This is a genomic window from Streptomyces panacea (assembly GCF_040560175.1).
GTDB classification, from domain to species: Bacteria; Actinomycetota; Actinomycetes; order Streptomycetales; family Streptomycetaceae; genus Streptomyces; species Streptomyces panacea.
On record NZ_JARJHW010000015.1, the window covers coordinates 1 to 18,498 of the forward strand.

Here is an 18,498-nt window from a genome sequence, read left to right on the forward strand (position 1 = left end):
AGCCGGGGGTACGGGAGCCGGGGGTACGGGAGCCGGGCGTACAGGCGTCAGGCGTACGGGCTGTCGGCGCCGGCGGCGGCCGGGCGGGGCGTCCTGGCGGGGCAGCAGCCGACCGGGCAGACGTCGTGACTCGCGCCGAGCGTCCCGAGCGCGCACCGGTCCGGCGCGAGCCCCCGCTCGGTCGCCGCGCGCTCCAGGAGGAGATCGCGTACCGCGCCGACGAAGCGCCCGTCGGCCCCCACCGTCGCCGAGCGCCGGACCGGCAGGCCCAGTTCGGCGGCCTTCGCCGTGGCCTCGGTGTCGAGGTCGTACAGCACCTCCATGTGGTCCGAGACGAACCCGATGGGCACCATGACGACCGCCGGGGCCCCGGCGCCGTGCACGGCCTCCAGGTGGTCGCAGATGTCCGGCTCCAGCCACGGGATGTGCGGCGCCCCGCTGCGCGACTGGTAGACGAGCCGCCAGGGGTGCTCGACGCCGGTCTCCTCGCGGACCGCGTCGGCGATCAGCCGCGCCACGTCGAGGTGCTGGGCGACGTACGCGCCGCCGTCGCCGTGGTCCTCGACGCGGCCCGAGGTGTCGGCGGCGGCCAGCGGGACGGAGTGGGTCGTGAAGGCGAGGTGCGCCCCCGCGCGCACGTCCTCGGGAAGGCCCGCGAGGGACGCGAGCACGCTCTCGGCCATCGGCCGCACGAAGCCGGGGTGGTTGAAGTAGTGCCGCAGCTTGTCTACACGGGGCAGCTCCAGCCCCTCGTCCGCCAGCGTCGCGAGCGCGTCCGCGAGGTTCTCGCGGTACTGCCGGCAGCCGGAGTACGAGGCGTAGGCGCTGGTGGCCAGGACGGCGATGCGGCGTCTGCCGTCCTTGACCATCTCCCGCAGGGTGTCGGTCAGATAGGGCGCCCAGTTGCGGTTGCCCCAGTAGACCGGCAGTTCCAGGCCGTTCTCGGCGAAGTCCTCGCGCAGCGCCCTCAGTAGGACGCGGTTCTGTTCGTTGATCGGGCTGACCCCGCCGAACAGGAAGTAGTGCTGCCCGACTTCTCTGAGCCGCTCCTTCGGGATGCCCCGGCCACGGGTCACGTTCTCAAGGAACGGAACCACGTCGTCCGGGCCTTCCGGGCCACCGAAGGACAGCAGGAGCAAGGCGTCGTAAGGAGAAGTCGCAAGCTGTTCGGGCATGCCTCGATCCTGCCATCCACCGTCGGGGGGCGATCAACCGAGGCGCGCCGGAAGGCCACCCGGCCGTAAGCTGTCTGCGCCTGTTCATTCCTTACCGCCAGTGTTCAGCGGCCGTACGTGCCGTCACTCGCGACAGCGCCTACCGGAGCGACACGTGCCCAGTCCCTACCGCGCGATCTTCGCCGCGCCCGGCACCCGGAGTTTCAGCGCGGCCGGTCTCGTCGGCCGGATGCCGCTGTCCATGATGGGCATCGGCGTCGTGACGATGATCTCCCAGCTCACCGGGCGGTACGGGCTGGCGGGCGCGCTGGCGGCGACGCTCGCGATGTCCGCCGCCGGGATGGGGCCGCTGATCTCCCGGCTCGTGGACCGGCACGGTCAGCGGCGGGTCCTGCGGCCCGCCGCGCTGACCGCCGTGACGGCCGTCGCCGGACTCCTGGTGTGCGCCCAGCAGTCGGCCCCGGAGTGGACGCTCTTCGTCTTCGCCGCGGGCGCGGGCTGTGTGCCGAGCGTGGGGTCGATGGTCCGGGCGCGCTGGGCGGAGATCTACCGGGGGTCGCCGCGTGAGCTGCACGCCGCGTACTCGTGGGAGTCGATCGTCGATGAGCTGTGCTTCATCTTCGGCCCGATCATCGCGATCGGTCTGTCCACGGCCTGGTTCCCCGAGGCGGGGCCGCTGCTGGCCGCGGTGTTCCTGGTGGCGGGGGTCTTCTGGCTGACGGCGCAGCGGGCCACCGAGCCCGTGCCGCAGTCCCGTGAGCACCACACCGTGGGGACCGCGCTGCGCTCCCCCGGTCTCCAGGTGCTCGTGGTGACGTTCGTGGCGACCGGCGCGATCTTCGGCGCCATCGACGTGGTGACCGTGGCGTTCGCGGAGGAGCGCGGGAACAAGACGGCGGCGAGCCTCGTGCTGGCCGTCTACGCGCTCGGTTCCTGCCTCGCCGGTGCCGTCTTCGGTCTGCTGCATCCGCGGGGCAGCGCGTCCAGGAGGTGGCTGGTGGGCGTCTGTGCGATGGCCGTGAGTATGATCCCCCTCCAACTGGCCGGGAGCCTGCCGATCCTGGCCGTGGCGCTCTTCGTCGCCGGCCTCTCGATCGCACCGACGATGGTGACGACGATGGCCCTCGTCGAAGCGCACGTACCTCGTACCAAGCTCACCGAGGGCATGACATGGACCAGTACCGGACTCGCCGTCGGAGTGGCGCTCGGCTCCTCCGCCGGGGGCTGGGTGGTGGACGCCTCCGGGGCGCGGGCGGGGTTCGCTGTGCCCGTCGCGGCGGGGGTGGCCGCGGCTCTGGTGGCGCTGCTGGGCCACCGCCGGCTGCGGGAGCGGCCAACGGATCGGGAGGGGCGCGGAGCTGATGACCAACACCGGTACAGGCGCGGCGACGACGAGGAACGCGACAAGCACCTGGCGTAACTGGGCGGGGAACGTGAGCGCGCGTCCCGCCCGCACGCTCTCCCCCGCCTCCGTGGAAGAACTCGCCGAGGCGATCCGTACGGCCGCCGCGGACGGACTGCGGGTCAAGGCGGTCGGTACGGGGCACTCGTTCACATCCGCGGCAGCCACTGACGGGCTGCTGATACGGCCCGATCTGCTCACCGGCATCCGGGAGATCGACCGGACCGCCGGCACCGTCACCGTGGCGGCGGGCACCCCGCTGAAGCGGCTGAACGAGGCCCTGGCCAGGGAGGGCCTGTCGCTCACGAACATGGGCGACATCATGGATCAGACCGTCGCCGGCGCGACCTCCACGGGCACGCACGGCACCGGCCGCGAGTCGGCCTCGATCGCGGCGCAGATCCGGGCGCTGGAGCTCGTCACGGCGGACGGCTCCGTACTGACGTGCTCCCCGGCGGAGAATCCGGAGATCTTCGCGAGCGCCCGGATCGGGCTGGGCGCGCTGGGTGTCGTCACGGCGATCACCTTCGCCGTCGAGCCGGTCTTCCTGCTGACGGCGCGCGAGGAGCCGATGCCGTTCGACCGGGTGACGGCCGACTTCGACGCGCTCGTCGCGGAGAACGAGCACTTCGAGTTCTACTGGTTTCCGCACACCGGCAACTGCAACACCAAGCGCAACAACCGCAGCGCGGGCCCGGCGGCGCCTCCCGGCCGGGTCAGCGGCTGGATCGAGGACGAACTCCTCTCCAACGGGCTGTTCCAGGTGGCCTGTTCGGTCGGCCGGGCGGTGCCCAGGACCATCCCCGTGATCGCCGGAGTCGCCAGCCGCGCCCTGTCCGCCCGCACATACACGGACATTCCCTACAAGGTCTTCACGAGCCCGCGCCGTGTGCGTTTCGTGGAGATGGAGTACGCCCTGCCGCGCGAGGCCGCGGTGGGCGCGCTGCGCGAGGTCAAGGCCATGATCGAGCGTTCACCACTCCGGGTGGGTTTCCCGGTGGAGGTGCGGACCGCGCCCGCCGACGACATCCCGCTCTCGACGGCGTCGGGGCGGGAGACGGCGTACATCGCGGTGCATCTGTACCGGGGCACGCCCTACCGCTCGTATTTCACGGCGGTCGAGCGGATCATGACCGCGCACGGCGGCCGGCCGCACTGGGGCAAGGTGCACACGCGGAACGCGGCGTATCTGGCCGGGGTCTATCCCCGCTTCGACGAGTTCACGGCCGTGCGGGACCGGCTGGACCCGGAGCGGCTGTTCGGGAATCCGTATCTGCGGCGGGTCATCGGCGGATAGCGCCTCTCGCCGTCAGCCGGACGGACTCGGCGTCGGAGCCGTGGGCGTCGGGGGTGGGACGGTCTGGTCCTCGGGGGCGCCGGATCCGCCGGATCCGCCGTCCGGACGCGAGGCGTCGGGGGACGGGGCGGTCGAAGGACCGCCGGTCTCCGGGGGGTTCGGGCTCTGTCCGTCGCCCGGCGCGGACGGGGTCGGGGTGCCGCCGGTGCCGGTGCCCGGGTCCGGGGCGGTCCCCGTGCCGCTTCCCGTGCCGTCGCCGGAGGGGGTCGATCCGCCGTCGCCCGGCTCGGCCGGCCGGTCGGGAGAGGAGTCGCGGCCAGTGTCCCCGCCTCGCACGACGGAGCTGAACGTCGTTCCCTTGCCGCCGCTCAGATCCTGGCCGGCGGCCAACTCGTAGCCGGTGATGCCGAGCATCGCCACGGCGAAGACCACCACGGCCGCGACGACGGGCCGCTTCCAGCCGCGTACCCGCGTGCCGTACGTGGTGGTTCCCCCGAACTCGTCCCGGGCGGAAGGCTCCTGGATGGAGAACTCCCGGGCGGAGGGCTCCCGCGCGGCGGCCTCTTCAGGAGACCGGCCGGCGCGCGCCGGTTCCGGGACGGGCGCCGGCTCGGAGTCGTACACCTGGCGCGCCCTCGGCTTCACCTGGACCGAGACCTCGCGAATCTGGTCGCCGGTGCGCCGGAACAGGTGCTGGAAGACCGTGCCGCCGCAGGTGGCGATCACGCTGACCACACCGGCGCCGATGATCGTGCCGTACACCCCGAGCTTCGAGGCGAACACCGCCGCGGCGATGGCCGCGAGCGCGCTGCCCGCGACCTGCGGCACGCTCAGTTCGAGCCGTTGTGTCACGGTTCCCTCGCCGGTCCGAATGCCCGGATTCTGCCTCTGATCCATCTCCGACCTCTGTTTGCCCATCTGTGCCACCGTGCACCAGGAAGAGACATTTGAGCGAATCGGATAGTTCCGCTTCTGGAGATTGTGTGAATTGGGACACGCGTACGGCATACGGACACCCCCTCAACTGCCGTACCTCCACAGAACTTCGGTGGCGTCGCAGTCCACCCCGATGGCCCGAATGGAGTACTGTGGCGAGCCCTGGGGCCGGACTCCCTCACAGGTGTCCGGGTCTTCGGGAGGGGGCCGAAGTGGCACTCGATCCGGCGGCGCGATGGCACCGCACGGGCGCCTGCTACGCAAAGTGACCAGGTCCGTCACTCTGCGTCGCAAACAGGCAACCGTGTCATGACGGCGTTCCAGGGCCCATGCCCGACACGCCGGGCAACTCGGCAAGGTTGTGGCAGGCTGCACCCGGGCAGGTCACACTCGACTAGCGGAAGCAGCGACGCACGTGACGTCGGCAGGCACCACCCGGGAGGTCCCCATGCCCGAACTGCGTGTCGTGGCCGTCTCCAATGACGGCACACGACTGGTGCTCAAGGCTGCCGACAGCACGGAGTACACGCTCCCCATCGACGAGCGGCTGCGAGCGGCCGTACGCAACGACCGTGCTCGCCTCGGCCAGATCGAGATCGAGGTGGAGAGCCACCTCAGGCCCCGTGACATCCAGGCGCGGATACGTTCTGGAGCCTCCGCCGAAGAGGTCGCCCAGATGGCCGGGATCCCGGTCGACCGGGTCCGGCGCTTCGAGGGCCCCGTGCTGGCCGAGCGCGCCTTCATGGCCGAGCGCGCCAGGAAGACGGCGGTACGCCGCCCCGGCGAGAACACCGGTCCCCAGCTGGGCGAGGCGGTGAACGAGCGGCTGCTCATGCGCGGTGCCGAGAAGGAGACCGCGCAGTGGGACTCGTGGCGCCGCGACGACGGCACCTGGGAAGTCCTGCTCGTCTACCGGGTCGCGGGCGAACCGCACTCGGCGAGCTGGACGTACGACCCGCCCCGACGGCTCGTCCAGGCCGTCGACGACGAGGCACGCTCGCTGATCGGTGAGACGGACGACTCACTGGCCGTCGGCACGAAGGAGCCGAGCTTTCCCTTCGTACCGCGCATCGCGCGGCTGCCGAGGGATCGTGAACGGCCGCTCGACCGCGCTCTGGAACGGCAGATGGAGCGCCCGAACGCGCTGGATCCGGACGAGGACACCAGTGAGCGCGACACCCTGACCAGCCTGCTGGAGGCGGTGCCGAGCTTCCGTGGCGACATGGTGGTCCCGGAGCGGCCCTCGCCGCCCGAGCCGCCGGCCATCGAGCCCGGTCAGGCGCCCGAGGAGGAGCCGGTGGCACCGGCCGCCTCGGCGGGCGCGGGGTCCGCGTACGCGGATGTGCTGATGCCGCGTTCGGTGGCGGGCCACCGCGACCGGCTGACCGGTACGACGGACCGTCAGGCGGAGGCCGACGGGGTACGGCCCAACCGCCGTGCCGCCGTGCCGAGCTGGGACGAGATCGTGTTCGGCACGCGTCGCAAGAAGCAGGACTGACCGGACCGACAAGACCGACAAGACCGACAAGACGGAGCCGGGGCCGTACGAGCGCATCCGTACGGCCCCTGCCCATGACGTCACACGCCCCTGGGGCCTACCGCGGGTCGGGGCCCGTCGCCACCGGGCGCGAGAGGTCCGCCGTCCACTCCGACCACGAACCGGCGTACAGCGCCGCCGGGATGCCCGCGATCTCCAGCGCCACCAACTGGTGCGCCGCCGACACCCCGGAGCCGCAGTAGACACCGACGCGCGGGCCGGTGCCGTCGGCCGTCGCGCCCAGCGCCTCGAACCGGGCCGCGAGCGCCTCGGCCGGGAGGAAGCGGCCGTCGGCGCCGACGTTCTCGGAGGTGGGGGCCGAGACCGCGCCCGGAATGTGCCCGCCGACGCGGTCCAGCGGTTCGACGTCACCCCGGTAACGCTCGGCGGCGCGCGCGTCGAACAGCAGCCCGTCGCGGGCCAGCGCGGCCGCGCCGTCCGCGTCGAGCAGGGGAAGCGAGTCAGGTACGGGGCTGAAGTCGCCCTCGTCCGGTGTCGGGATCTCGGTGGTCAACGGGCCGCCCCAGCCCGCGAGTCCGCCGTCCAGCACCCGTACGTCCCGGTGACCGGCCCAGCGCAGCATCCACCAGGCGCGGGCCGCGGCCCAGCCCAGACCGGCGTCGTGGACGACGACCGGTGTGTCGGCCGAGACGCCCGCGCGGCGCATCGCCGCGCCGAACACGGCGACGTCGGGCAGCGGATGACGGCCACCGTCGCCGGGCGGGCCCGACAGCTCCGCTTCGAGGTCGACGAAGACGGCGCCCGGCAGATGACCGGCGTCGTACTCCGGGCGGCCGGGCGGGGCGCCGGGCGCGTAGCGGACGTCGAGCAGGACGGGCGGCCGGGGCCCGGCCGTCGCGTCGGCGAGTTCGGACGCGGAGATGATGACTGTCATGCGTGCCATCCTCGCGCACCGGCAAGGGCGTTCGGCTTCGACCCGGTGGGTGATAGCACGACAACGTTACGTCCCTGTCAAAACGGTCATCCTCTTGCTAGATCACGCCAAAAGCGGCGCGGCCGGGGCACGGTGGGCGGTGGGGAGTGGAACCATCTGACTTCCGCATGCCCATCCCGATCACGACCGTCCGCGAACGGTTCGAGAGGAGAGCGACGATGACCGAGGCAGCGGTCCGGCGCAGACCCGGCACACCGTGCTGGGTGAGTCTGATGGTGCACAGCCTCGGCACGACACAGGACTTCTACGGGGCCCTGTTCGGCTGGAAGTTCGTCCGGGTGCCGGGGGCCCAGCAGTTCGGCCCGTACGTGCGTGGTGTCCTCGACGGCAAGGAGGTCGCCGGAATCGGCGAACTGGCGCCGGGCAGACGGCTGCCGCTCGCGTGGACGACGTATCTCGCCACGGACGACGCCGACGCGACGGCCGAGGCGATCAGGGGCTACGGCGGCACCGTCGGAGTGGGGCCGCTGGACGCGGGCTCGGAGGGGCGCCTCGCCATGGCGTCGGATCCGGCCGGCGCGCTCTTCGGTATCTGGCAGGCGCGGGCGCACACCGGCACGGCCGTCGCCGGGCCGCACGGGACGCCGGTCTGGAACGAGTTGGTGACCCGCGAGGCCACGTGGATGAGCACGTTCTACCGGTCGGTCTTCGGATACGAGCTGGAGACGACCGGCCAGGACGGGAATCGCGACGACGTGGTGACGCTGAGCCTCGACGGGCGCGCGGTGGCGACGCTGCACGGGGTGGGCGAGGGCCTGGGCCCGATCCGGGGGGCGCACTGGATGACGTACTTCGAGGTGGACGACACGGACGCCGCGGTCCGGCGCGTCACCGAGTTGGGCGGGCATGTGATCGAGCCGCCGTGGGAGACGGCGGCGGGGCGGGTGGCGACCGTGGCGGATCCGGAGGGCGCGGTCTTCAGCGTGGTGCGCTCGGCGGACCGCTGAGTCGGAGGCCGGGGGCGCGGGCGGCATCGCGGTGAACGGCATCACGGTGTACGGCGTCGCTGTGTACGGCGTCGCGCCGTGCGTCGTCGGTCCGTACGCTCTCCGTTCGCACCGCGTCCGCCTGTGCGCCGATCTCGACGGGCAGCACGTCCGGCGACAGCGCGGCGGCTCTGGCGGTGGCCGCCGTCATACGGCGCCGGTGGTGGCGCCGGCACAGCACCTCGTAGCCGACCTCGTCCTGCGACTGGTGCACGTCGCCGACGACGACCTGGGCACCTTCGACCACCATCACCCCGCCGACCGAACGGGCGTTGTGCGTGGCCCGCGCCCCGCACCAGCACAGCGCCTCGACCTGAAGGACCTCGACGCGGTCGGCGAGTTCCACCAGCCGCCGCGAGCCGGGAAAGAGCTCGGTGCGGAAGTCGGTGGTGATGCCGAAGGTGAAGACGTCCAGTTCGAGGTCGTCCACGATCCGGGCGAGCTGGTCGACCTGCTCGGGCGCGAGGAACTGCGCCTCGTCGGCGATGACGTAGTCGCAACGGCCGCCCTGGGAGAGGCGGTCGACGATGTACGCGTAGAAGTCGAAGCCCTCGGCCGCCTCGACGGCGTCGGTCACCAGGCCGAGCCGGGAGGAGAGCTTGCCCTCGCCCGCGCGGTCGTCGCGCGTGAAGATCATGCCGAGGAGGCCGCGGGTCGAGCGGTTGTGCTCGATCTGCAGAGCCAGGGTGCTCTTTCCGCAGTCCATGGTTCCGGAGAAGAACACCAGCTCGGGCATGAGGAAGTGACGGCCTTTCAGATACGACGGGGGCAGGTGGCGCGCGCCGGTGCGGAGCGGTCCGGGGGCGGGTGCGCCGGGGGTGACCGGGGCGCGCGGCTACGAGCGTACTTCGAGGAGCGGCACCAACTGCTCGACGGGGGTCATCGAGCCGTGCATGCCGACCATCTCGGACTCGCGCGGCTCGTGGACGGAGGCGGTGATGACCACGTCGTCGTGGGCGGCGGCCACGACGTCGCCGATCCGGCCGTACACCCGCTCCTCGACCGTGTGCGGCGGGCCGAACCAGCCCGCCGCGATGGCCTCGTCGCGGCTCGCGACCCAGAACCGATCGCCCAGCACCTCGCGCCAGACGGTGAGGACGTCCGCCTCGGCGCCCGGTACCGCGTAGACGTGGCGGGCGCGGCCCTCGCCGCCGAGGAGGGCCACGCCGGCGCGCAGCTCCCAGTCCTCGTCGAAGTCGATGCGCGACTCCTCGTCGAAGGGGATGTCGATCATGCCGTGGTCGGCGGTGATGTACAGGGCGGAGCGCGGCGGCAGTTGCTCGGCGAGACGCTGGGCGAGCCGGTCCACGTACATCAGCTGGCCGCGCCAGGCGTCGGAGTCCATGCCGAACTTGTGGCCCTTGCCGTCGACCTCGCTGTAGTACGTGTAGACCAGCGACCGGTCCCCCGCGGCCAGTTGGGCGGCGGCGAGGTCCATCCGCTCCTCGCCGGAGAGGCGGCCGTGGAAGGTGCCGCCGCTCAGGGCGACATCGGTGAGCGGGGTGCGTTCGAAGATCGGGGACGACACCTGGGCGGCGTGGATCCCGGCGGCGTCGGCGAGCTGGAAGATCGTGGGATACGGCTGCCAGACGTGCGGGTCGGTCCAGGGTCGCCAGCGGAGCTGGTTCATCAGCCGGTCGGTCGCGGGGTCGCGCACGGTGTAGCCGGGCATGCCGTGGACGCCCGGCGGCAGGCCCGTACCGATGGAGGCGAGCGAGGTCGCGGTGGTGGCGGGGAAACCGACGGTGATCGGCCGACCGGTGCCGCCGCGTGAAGTGGCGAGCAGCGACGTCAGATACGGCGCCTCGTCGGGGTGGTCCTTGATCTGCTGCCAGCCGAGGCCGTCGATCAGGAAGACGCAGTTGCGGTCGGCCGGGGTGAGTTCGGGGATGACGGCGGCCGGGGTGCCGGGGACGGTGCCCGGGACGGTGACGCCCTGGCCGGCGACGAGGGTGGGCAGCAGGTCGGCGAGCGAGCCGCCGCCGTACTCGGGGACGGGCGCGGTGTCCAGGGCGAGCGGGACCGGGTCCTGCCAGGCGGCGGGCGGGGCGGCCATCAACGGCCGGTCGACGACGGGGCGGCCGCGGTGGCCTCGGAGAGCGACTGGGCGAAGACGAGCGTCTGCCGGACGGTGTCGGGTCCGTCACCGGCCTCGCTGACGCGCAGGCTCAGGTCGTCGGCGGTGGAGTTGCCCGTGTAGCCGTGGTCCGCCTCGCAGTTGGGGTCGCCGCAGGCGGCGGGCTCCAGATCGATCCGGGAGACGGCGCCCCAGCCGATGGTGAGGACGACCTCGCGGGGCAGGGTGCCCGGGGTGTACGACTCGGGGTTCGCGACGACGCGGCTGACGACCACGGAGGAGATCCGGTCCAGCTTCACGGACTCGGTCGAGGTGGTGGCGTACGGCGTCGGCGAACTGGTGTCGGCGGCCTGCTCGTCGGTGTGGCTGACGATGAAGCGGTGGGCGGTGAGGACGAGGACGGTGACATGCCGGCGGACCTCGTTGGAGTCGAACGTCGTCTCCTGGTGCACCAGATACGAAGCGATCGGCTCGCCTCCGACAGCGGCTTCCACCGCTTCGGCCACGAGAGCCGGGTAGTAGCCACTGCGCTCGATCGCCGTGCGCAGCCCCTGGGTCGTCGTACCGGTCTTCGCCATGGCCCCATCCTACGGTGGCGGGATGTATGGCCAGGACCGTGCGGGGGCCTAGTAGCTGGGCAGGCGGCGGGGTCCGAGGTCGTCGCGGGACGGTGGTGGGGCGAGGCGGACGCTCGCGCCGAGCACGGAGAGGCCGGTCGTGGCGACCACCACCGGTTCGAGCGCGACGGAGACGATCTCCGGGTGGTCGTCGACGAGCCGGGACACCCGCAGCAGCAGCTCTTCGAGTGCGGCGGTGTCGACGGGCGCGGAGCCGCGCCAGCCGAAGAGGAGGGGTGCGGTGCGGATGGAGCGGAGCAGTTCGGCGGCGTCGCGGTCGGTGACGGGGACGAGCCGGTGCGCCACATCGCCCAGCAGTTCGGAGGCCACGCCCGCCAGCCCGAACGAGAGCACGGCGCCGGCCGCCGGGTCGATGACCGCGCGCACGACGGTGTCCACCCCGCGCGGTGCCATCGCCTGGACGACGGGCCGCAGCTCGGCGGGCTCGCCGAGCAGGTCGGTGAGTTCGCGGTACGCCGTCCGCAGCTGCGCCTCGTCGGGGAGATCGAGGCGTACGCCGCCGAGGTCGGCCCGGTGGCGCAGATGTGGGGCGGTGGTCTTGAGCGCGACGGGGTAGCCGAGCCGGGCGGCGGCCTCCACGGCGTCGTCGGGTCCGGGCGCGGGCAGGGTGGGCCGTACGGCGATCCCGTACCGGCCGAGCAGTTCGCGGGTGTCGTCGTCGCCGAGGCTCAGCCCCTGCGGGTCGGGGGACGCGGCGCCGAGCATCCGGTCGATGAGCCCGGCGGCGCCGCTCTCGTCGATGTCGTCGTACTCGGGCACCTTGCCGGGCTCGGCGGCCTGCCGCCGCCACTGCGCGTAGGTGACGGCCTGGCTGAGCGCCCGCACGGCACGCTCGGCGGCGGGGTAGGCGGGGATCCGGCCGGGGGTGGTGTCGGACGCGGGGTCGGCGCCGTCGGCCGGCTGACGGCCCGGCCCGGCGACGGGGCCGGGTCCCGGCGCGGGCCGGGCGGTCGGGGTCTCGGGGGTGGGGGCCGGGTTCGGGGTCCTGGGGACCTGGCCGCTGTCGGCCGGTCTGTCCGGCGTCTCGTCGTCGGCAGCGGCGGCGCCCGGCATCGGGCCCGGGCGGGGGGCCGTCGTCGTGGCCGCCGAGAGTGCCTTCGCCAGGCCGCCGATCTCCACGTGGACCACCGCCACCGGCTTCGCCGGCGACATCGAGGCCGCCTCGCGCAGCGCCGTCGCCAGGACCTCGCCGTCGCCCGACTCCCTCGCGCCGTTCTCGCCGACCCAGGGGATCGCCGTGACGACGACCGCGTCGCAGCCCGGGTCCGCCAGTGCCGTGGCCAGCGCCGTACGGAAGTCCTCCGGGCGGGCCGATGTCGTGAGGTCGAGCGGGGGCAGTGGGCGCAGGCCCTCCGTCAGACAGGCGTCGTACGTGAGGAGCCCGAGCGACTCCGAGTTGCCGAGGATCGCCACGTGCGGCCCCGCCGGCAGGGGCTGGGTCGCGAGCAGGACGCCCGCGTCCACCAGCTCCGTGACGGTGTCCACGCGGATCACCCCCGCCTGGCTGAGCAGCGCCGAGACCGTCGCTTCCGGGATGCGGGTGACCGGCACCGCGTGCCCCGGCGGCGCGCTGCCGCTGTGCCGCGCGCCCTTCGCGACGACGACGGGCTTCACCGCCCCCGTACGCCTCGCCAGGCGTGTGAACTTCCGTGGGTTGCCGATCGATTCGAGGTACAGCAGCACGACGTCGGTGTCCGGGTCGTCGTGCCAGTACTGGAGGAAGTCGTTGCCCGACACGTCCGCGCGGTTGCCCGCCGAGATGAAGGTGGACAGGCCCGCGCCGCGCCGGACCAGCCCGGCGAGCAGCGCGATGCCGATCGCGCCCGACTGGGTGAAGAGGCCGATCCGCCCCCGGTCGGGCGGTTCGGGCGCGAGCGAGGCGTTCAGCCGGACGGGTGGTGAGGTGTTGATGACGCCGAACGCGTTGGGCCCGATGACCCGCATCCCGTACGACCGCGCCTGCCGCACCAGTGCGCGCTGCCGCTCCCGCCCGGTGGGCCCGCTCTCCGCGTATCCGGCGGACAGGACGACCAGGCCCTGGACACCGTGTTCGCCGCAGTCGGCGACGACTTCGGGCACCCGCTCGGCGGGGACGGCGACGATCGCGAGGTCGACGGGCTCCTGGATCTCCGCGACGGAGCGTACGGCCGGGACGCCCCCGATCTCGGCCAGTTCCGGGGGCAGGGCCAGATTCACCGCGTACGTACGCCCGGTGAAGCCCCCGTCGAGGAGATTGCGCAGCACCGCCCGCCCCACGCCGCCCGCCGTGCGGCCGGCGCCGACGACGGCCACGGACGACGGGCCGAGAAGCCGCTGGACGGAGCGCGCCTCGGCGCGCTGCTCGCGGCCCCGCTGGACGGCGAGGGACTCGGCGGTCGGTTCGAGGTCGAGTACGAGGCGGACCGAGCCGTCCTCGAAGTTGCGTTTCTGGGTGAACCCGGCGTCCCGGAACACCTTGATCATCTTGTTGTTGGCGGGCAGCACCTCCGCTGCGAAGCGCCGGATCCCGCGCTCGCGCGCCACCGCGGCGATGTGTTCCAGGAGCGCGGAGGCGATCCCGCGCCCCTGGTGCGCGTCCTGGACGAGGAAGGCGACCTCCGCCTCGTCGGCGGGGGCCGACGCGGGCATGCCCCGGCTGTCGATGCGGTCGTAGCGGACGGTGGCGACGAACTCGCCGCCGACGGTCACGGCGAGGCCCACCCGGTCCACGTAGTCGTGGTGGGTGAACCGGTAGACGTCCTTGTCGGAGAGCCGGGGGTAGGGCGCGAAGAAGCGGTAGTACTTCGACTCGTCCGAGACCTGTTCGTAGAAGCTGACCAGGCGCTCGGCGTCGTCGGTGGTGATGGGCCGGACGCGGGCGGTGCCCCCGTCGCGCAGGACCACGTCTGCTTCCCAGTGAGCGGGGTAGGCGTGCTGCGACGGCGGCGTCATGGGGAGAGCCTACGGCGCGCACACGGGTAGCGGCGGTTGTCCGGCCGGGGCAGTCTGGGGGTGCCTCACCGGTCCGTTACGGGGCACATGAGACACTGGTCTAGACAACAACTGTGACTTTGAAGGGCAACACCATGGCTGAGCGCCGCGTCAACGTCGGCTGGGCCGAGGGCCTGCACGCCCGTCCCGCCTCCATCTTCGTCCGCGCCGCCACGGCCTCCGGCGTTCCGGTGACGATCGCCAAGGCCGACGGCAGCCCGGTCAACGCGGCGTCGATGCTCGCCGTGCTGGGACTGGGCGCGCAGGGCGGCGACGAGATCGTCCTGTTCTCCGACGCGGACGACGCCGACGCCGCGCTGGACCGGCTGGCGAAGCTGGTCGCCGAGGGACTGGACGAGCTTCCCGAGACCGTCTGAGCCGCACCTGTACGACGAAGGCCCCGGCGCGGGACGCCGGGGCCTTCGTCGTAGGTGGATGTCCGTGCCGTCAGACGCCGACGCCGTGCGCGCGCAGGTACGCGACCGGGTCGATGTCGGAGCCGTACTCCGCGCTCGTCCGTGCCTCGAAGTGCAGGTGTGGGCCGGTCGAGTTGCCGGTCGAGCCCGAGAGCGCGATCCGCGCGCCCGGCGTGACGCTCTGGCCGACGGAGACGCCGATCGAGGAGAGGTGTCCGTACTGGGTGTACGTGCCGTCGTTCATGCGGATGACGACGTTGTTGCCGTACGCGCCGCCCCAGCCGGCCTCGACGACGGTGCCCGCGCCGACGGCCACGACCGAAGTGCCGGACGCCGCGCGGAAGTCGACGCCGGAGTGGCTGCCGGAGGACCAGAGCGCGCCGCCGGTCCGATAGCCGGTGGTGACCGGTGAGCCGGTGACGGGGAGTCGGTAGGAGTTGAGGCGCTCGCGCTCCGCGGCCCGTGTCGCGCGCTCCTTCTCCTCGCGGATCTCCTTGGCGCGGGCCGCCGCCTTGCGCTTCGCCTCGGCCTTGGCGCGGGCCGCGGCTTTGGCCTCCGCCTTCGCCTCCGCGGCCTTCCGGACGGCCAGGTGCTGCGCGTCGGCCTGGGCGTCGATCTTCGCGGCGAGCGAGGTGTCGATGACGATGGCGCGGACCGGGGTGACCGGGACGGCGTCCTGGGCGACGGCCGCCTCCACGTCGGCGGCGAGCGCCGGGGAGGCGAGGGTGCCGATGACACCGGCCGCTGTGAGAGTCGCGACTCCGGCGATGTTCGCGCTTCTGCGCGTCATTCGGCTCGGGGCACGGTGCTTCCCGGGGGCACGGGTGAACGCCATGAAGTGGCTGGTCCTTTCCTTCCTTCTCGCCTACCGGGTTAGCTGACGGGTTCGGAGCAGGAAGGTCTCCTACGGGCTCCTCCGCGGATTGCGCGAAGGCCCCCGATTCACCCCAGGGACGTGAATGGGTCCCCGGCTCCCCAGGCTCGCGCCTGACGGGGACTCGGCGATGGCTGTCCGGTGCCGCGGATGCGGCGGGCTCTGGCGGACAGCCGGACCGACGCTAAAGGGGTCATCTTTCAATCACCAAACGGACAGGCCATTTTGTAGCGCACGCCACAGGGCATTCAGGCAACGTCCTCCTGAATGCGGACATAGCGGGGAACCCCGGCGACAGGTTCGTCACCGGGGTTCCCTTTATCCGTTTCGCGCGGTCGCCGCGTGGGGCGTCGTCGGCCTCAGCCGGTGACGACCTTCACCTCGCCGATACCCAGGGCCTCGATCGGCTCCCGGATCACCGAGGCGTCCCCGACGAGCACCGTGACGAGCCGGTCGCCCGGGAAGGCGCTGACGACGGCGGCCGTCGCCTCGACCGTGCCGGTCTCGGCCAGGCGCGCGTACAGCTGCGCCTGGAAGTCGTCCGGGAGGTGCTGCTCGACCTGGTCGGCGAGCGTGTCCGCGACGGACGCGGCCGTCTCGTACTTCAGCGGCGCGACCCCGACCAGATTCTGTACGGCCGTCTCACGCTCGGCGTCCGTCAGTCCTTCGGCCGCGAGCGTACGCAGGACCTTCCACAGGTCGTCCAGCGCGGGCCCGGTCGACTCGGTGTCCACGGAGCCGCTGATGGCGAGCATGGAGGCGCCCGTGCCCTGCGGGTCGGAGCGCAGCACCTGCGCGAAGGACCGCACGCCGTAGGTGTAGCCCTTCTCCTCGCGCAGCACCCGGTCGAGCCGGGAGGTGAGCGTGCCGCCCAGGCAGTACGTGCCGAGCACCTGGGCCGGCCAGACACGGTCGTGCCGGTCGGGACCGACGCGGCCGATCAGGAGCTGGGTCTGGACGGCTCCGGGCCGGTCCACGATCACCACCCGGCCGGTGTCGTCGGCGGTCACCGGCGGCACGGGGCGCGGCTCCGAGGTGTCGCCCGTCCAGTCGCCGAGGGTCTCGGCGAGCAGCGCGTCGACATCGACGTCGGTGAGGTCGCCGACGATCACCGCGGTGGCGGTGGCGGGGCGGACATGCGCGTCGTAGAAGGCGCGGACGCCCTTCGCGTCGATGCGTCCGACGGTCTCCTCGGTGCCCAGGCGCGGACGCGACATGCGCGAGGTGGCCGGGAACAGCTCCTTGGAGAGCTGCTTGGCCGCGCGGCGGGCCGGGTTGGCCTGCTCGTGCGGGATCTCGTCCAGCCTGTTCGTGACGAGCCGGCCGACCTCGCTCTCGGAGAACAGCGGCGCGCGCAGGGCGTCGGCGAGCAGGCCGAGCGCCTTGGGCAGCCGGGAGACCGGGACCTCCAGGGAGACCCGGACGCCGGGGTGGTCGGCGTGCGCGTCGAGCGTGGCGCCGCAGCGCTCCAGCTCGGCGGCGAACTCCTCGGCGGTGTGCTTGTCGGTGCCCTCGGACAGCGCGCGGGCCATGATCGTGGCGATACCGTCCAGGCCCTCGGGCTCCGCCTCCAGCGGGGCGGCGAGGGAGATCTCGACGGCCACCACCTGCTGGCCGGGGCGGTGGCAGCGCAGCACCGTCAGGCCGTTGGGCAGCGCGCCGCGCTCAGGTGCGGGGAACGCCCAGGGCCTGGCCTCTCCGGCCGTCGGCTGCGGGTGGAACTCCATGGTCACGGCAGCGTCGGTCACTGGTCCGCCTTTTCGTGCTGGTCGAGGGTCTCGTCGGTGATCTCGTCGGAAGCGGCGTCCTCGTCGTCGGCGGTCGTCGGCTCGTAGACCAGCACCGCCCTGTTGTCCGGGCGCAGCCGGGCCTCGGCCACCGCGCGCACCTCGTCGGCCGTGACGTCCAGCACCCGCTGGACGGCGGTCAGGGCCAGCTGCGGGTCGCCGAACAGCACCGCGTACCGGCACAGTTCGTCCGCGCGGCCCGCGACCGTACCGAGCCGGTCGAGCCACTCGCGCTCCAACTGGGCCTGGGCGCGTTCCATTTCCTCGGCCGTGGGGCCCTCGGCCGCGAACCGGGCCAGCTCCTCGTCGACCGCGGCCTCGATCTGCGGGACCTCGACGCCGCCGGACGTCTTCACGTCCAGCCAGCCCAGCGAGGGCGCGCCGGCGAGACGCAGCAGCCCGAATCCGGCGGCGACGGCCGTACGGTCGCGGCGCACCAGGCGGTTGTGCAGACGCGAGGACTCGCCGCCGCCGAGGACGGTGAGCGCCAGGTCGGCGGCGTCGGCCTCGCGGGTGCCGTCCTGCGGCAGCCGGTAGGCGGCCATCAGCGCGCGCGCCGGGACGTCCTCGTGGATCTCCTCACGGAGCTGCCCGCCGATGGTCTCGGGCAGCGAGCCGTCGCGCGGCGGCTGCTTGCCGTCGTGGCCGGGGATCGAGCCGAAGTACTTCTCGACCCAGGCGAGCGTCTGCTCGGGGTCGATGTCGCCGACGACCGACAGCACCGCGTTGTTCGGCGCGTAGTACGTACGGAAGAACTGCCGCGCGTCGTCGAGGGTCGCCGCGTCCAGGTCGGCCATCGAGCCGATCGGGGTGTGGTGGTACGGGTGGCCCTCGGGGTAGGAGAGCGCGGTCAGGCGCTCGAAGGCGGTGCCGTAGGGCACGTTGTCGTAACGCTGGCGGCGTTCGTTCTTCACGACGTCGCGCTGGTTCTCCATCCCCTCGTCGTCCAGGGAGGAGAGCAGCGAGCCCATGCGGTCGGCCTCCAGCCAGAGGGCGAGCTCCAGCTGGTGGGTGGGCATGGTCTCGAAGTAGTTGGTGCGCTCGAAGCTGGTGGTGCCGTTGAGCGAGCCGCCGGCGCCCTGGACCAGCTCGAAGTGACCGTTGCCCTTGACCTGCTTCGAGCCCTGGAACATCAGGTGCTCGAAGAGGTGGGCGAGGCCCGTACGGCCCTTGACCTCGTGGCGTGAGCCGACGTCGTACCAGAGGCAGACCGCGGCGACCGGGGTCAGGTGGTCCTCGGAGAGCACCACGCGCAGTCCGTTGGCGAGCCGGTGCTCGGTCGCTGTCAGGCCGCCGGAACTGGCCTGCGCTGTGGCCGTGTGACCCATGGGCATGTACGTCCCTTCGATCGCGATATGGAGAAGTCCTGCCACTGTATGCAAGCGTGCCCGCGCCTGGCGAAGTTCCCGTGTCCGGGGAAGCGGCGAGGACTCGCCATCGGCCCGTGA

General features: G+C 72.6%; 14 protein-coding genes, 1 pseudogene and 1 riboswitch. Of the genes and pseudogenes, 5 read left to right on the forward strand and 10 right to left on the reverse strand.

The annotated features are described in order from the left end of the window. Nucleotides 1-47: 47 nt before the first annotated feature. Nucleotides 48-1,175: a ferrochelatase gene (locus tag P3L51_RS06140; RefSeq protein WP_354604026.1), complete on the reverse strand. Its 1,128-nt coding sequence runs from the start codon at nt 1,173-1,175 to the stop codon at nt 48-50. Between the two features lie 154 nt (nt 1,176-1,329). On the opposite strand from P3L51_RS06140, the gene P3L51_RS06145 reads away from it, so the two are divergent. Both P3L51_RS06145 and P3L51_RS06150 read left to right on the forward strand, forming a co-directional pair. Next, nucleotides 1,330-2,595, forward strand: coding sequence for an MFS transporter (locus tag P3L51_RS06145; RefSeq protein WP_354604027.1), 1,266 nt, complete (start codon nt 1,330-1,332; stop codon nt 2,593-2,595). Continuing rightward, complete coding sequence (locus P3L51_RS06150) at nt 2,537-3,874, forward strand: D-arabinono-1,4-lactone oxidase (RefSeq protein WP_354604028.1); 1,338 nt, start codon at nt 2,537-2,539, stop codon at nt 3,872-3,874. The genes P3L51_RS06145 and P3L51_RS06150 overlap by 59 nt, the downstream gene beginning before the upstream one ends. Nucleotides 3,875-3,886: 12 nt before the next feature. On the opposite strand, the gene P3L51_RS06155 is transcribed toward P3L51_RS06150, so the two are convergent. Beyond that, a complete protein-coding gene (locus P3L51_RS06155) occupies nt 3,887-4,771 on the reverse strand; it encodes a hypothetical protein (protein WP_435594388.1) in 885 nt (294 codons plus the stop codon). Between the two features lie 487 nt (nt 4,772-5,258). On the opposite strand from P3L51_RS06155, the gene sepH reads away from it, so the two are divergent. Further along, nucleotides 5,259-6,308: a septation protein SepH gene (gene sepH / locus P3L51_RS06160; RefSeq protein ID WP_354604030.1), complete on the forward strand. Its 1,050-nt coding sequence runs from the start codon at nt 5,259-5,261 to the stop codon at nt 6,306-6,308. 97 nt (nt 6,309-6,405) lie between these two features. Here the strand turns inward: sepH and P3L51_RS06165 are convergent, their stop codons facing one another. Continuing rightward, complete coding sequence (locus tag P3L51_RS06165) at nt 6,406-7,242, reverse strand: sulfurtransferase (RefSeq protein ID WP_354604031.1); 837 nt, start codon at nt 7,240-7,242, stop codon at nt 6,406-6,408. Between the two features lie 218 nt (nt 7,243-7,460). Here P3L51_RS06165 and P3L51_RS06170 point away from each other — a divergent pair, with 218 nt between their 5' ends. Further along, nucleotides 7,461-8,249: a VOC family protein gene (locus P3L51_RS06170; RefSeq protein ID WP_354604032.1), complete on the forward strand. Its 789-nt coding sequence runs from the start codon at nt 7,461-7,463 to the stop codon at nt 8,247-8,249. A gap of 136 nt (nt 8,250-8,385) precedes the next feature. On the opposite strand, the pseudogene P3L51_RS06175 reads toward P3L51_RS06170, so the two are convergent. The 4 genes and pseudogenes from P3L51_RS06175 to P3L51_RS06190 form a co-directional block, all read right to left on the reverse strand. Further along, nucleotides 8,386-9,024, reverse strand: a pseudogene (locus tag P3L51_RS06175) (thymidine kinase); the annotation flags it as partial. 99 nt (nt 9,025-9,123) lie between these two features. Further along, a complete protein-coding gene (locus P3L51_RS06180) occupies nt 9,124-10,344 on the reverse strand; it encodes an alkaline phosphatase family protein (RefSeq protein ID WP_354604033.1) in 1,221 nt (406 codons plus the stop codon). After that, entirely contained in the window at nt 10,344-10,943 is a 600-nt protein-coding gene (locus P3L51_RS06185; protein ID WP_354604034.1) for a DUF5998 family protein, read from the reverse strand. The genes P3L51_RS06180 and P3L51_RS06185 overlap by 1 nt, the downstream gene beginning before the upstream one ends. Before the next feature lie 48 nt (nt 10,944-10,991). Further along, nucleotides 10,992-13,934 (reverse strand): bifunctional acetate--CoA ligase family protein/GNAT family N-acetyltransferase, encoded by a 2,943-nt coding sequence (locus P3L51_RS06190; protein WP_354604035.1) that lies wholly within the window; start codon nt 13,932-13,934, stop codon nt 10,992-10,994. Between the two features lie 134 nt (nt 13,935-14,068). Here P3L51_RS06190 and P3L51_RS06195 point away from each other — a divergent pair, with 134 nt between their 5' ends. Next, nucleotides 14,069-14,350 (forward strand): HPr family phosphocarrier protein, encoded by a 282-nt coding sequence (locus tag P3L51_RS06195; protein ID WP_354604036.1) that lies wholly within the window; start codon nt 14,069-14,071, stop codon nt 14,348-14,350. Between the two features lie 70 nt (nt 14,351-14,420). Here P3L51_RS06195 and P3L51_RS06200 read toward each other — a convergent pair whose 3' ends face one another. The 3 genes from P3L51_RS06200 to P3L51_RS06210 form a co-directional block, all read right to left on the reverse strand. After that, a complete protein-coding gene (locus P3L51_RS06200) occupies nt 14,421-15,224 on the reverse strand; it encodes a M23 family metallopeptidase (protein ID WP_354604037.1) in 804 nt (267 codons plus the stop codon). A 13-nt stretch (nt 15,225-15,237) separates the two neighbouring features. Next, nucleotides 15,238-15,403, reverse strand: a riboswitch (cyclic di-AMP (ydaO/yuaA leader). Nucleotides 15,404-15,622: 219 nt separating this feature from the next. Then, on the reverse strand, nt 15,623-16,990 hold the full coding sequence (locus P3L51_RS06205) for a M16 family metallopeptidase (protein WP_354604074.1): 1,368 nt from the start codon (nt 16,988-16,990) through the stop codon (nt 15,623-15,625). A 17-nt stretch (nt 16,991-17,007) separates the two neighbouring features. Further along, nucleotides 17,008-18,378, reverse strand: coding sequence for a M16 family metallopeptidase (locus P3L51_RS06210; RefSeq protein WP_354604075.1), 1,371 nt, complete (start codon nt 18,376-18,378; stop codon nt 17,008-17,010). Nucleotides 18,379-18,498: the final 120 nt, after the last annotated feature.

Coding starts and splice junctions, on each gene's coding strand:
- sepH (WP_354604030.1), top strand. CDS start 5,259: ATGCCCGAACTGCGTGTCGTGGCCGTCTCCAATGACGGCACACGACTG.
- P3L51_RS06140 (WP_354604026.1), bottom strand. CDS start 1,175: ATGCCCGAACAGCTTGCGACTTCTCCTTACGACGCCTTGCTCCTGCTG.
- P3L51_RS06200 (WP_354604037.1), bottom strand. CDS start 15,224: ATGGCGTTCACCCGTGCCCCCGGGAAGCACCGTGCCCCGAGCCGAATG.
- P3L51_RS06155 (WP_435594388.1), bottom strand. CDS start 4,771: ATGGATCAGAGGCAGAATCCGGGCATTCGGACCGGCGAGGGAACCGTG.
- P3L51_RS06195 (WP_354604036.1), top strand. CDS start 14,069: ATGGCTGAGCGCCGCGTCAACGTCGGCTGGGCCGAGGGCCTGCACGCC.
- P3L51_RS06185 (WP_354604034.1), bottom strand. CDS start 10,943: ATGGCGAAGACCGGTACGACGACCCAGGGGCTGCGCACGGCGATCGAG.
- P3L51_RS06205 (WP_354604074.1), bottom strand. CDS start 16,990: ATGGAGTTCCACCCGCAGCCGACGGCCGGAGAGGCCAGGCCCTGGGCG.
- P3L51_RS06210 (WP_354604075.1), bottom strand. CDS start 18,378: ATGGGTCACACGGCCACAGCGCAGGCCAGTTCCGGCGGCCTGACAGCG.
- P3L51_RS06180 (WP_354604033.1), bottom strand. CDS start 10,344: ATGGCCGCCCCGCCCGCCGCCTGGCAGGACCCGGTCCCGCTCGCCCTG.
- P3L51_RS06165 (WP_354604031.1), bottom strand. CDS start 7,242: ATGACAGTCATCATCTCCGCGTCCGAACTCGCCGACGCGACGGCCGGG.
- P3L51_RS06170 (WP_354604032.1), top strand. CDS start 7,461: ATGACCGAGGCAGCGGTCCGGCGCAGACCCGGCACACCGTGCTGGGTG.
- P3L51_RS06150 (WP_354604028.1), top strand. CDS start 2,537: ATGACCAACACCGGTACAGGCGCGGCGACGACGAGGAACGCGACAAGC.
- P3L51_RS06190 (WP_354604035.1), bottom strand. CDS start 13,934: ATGACGCCGCCGTCGCAGCACGCCTACCCCGCTCACTGGGAAGCAGAC.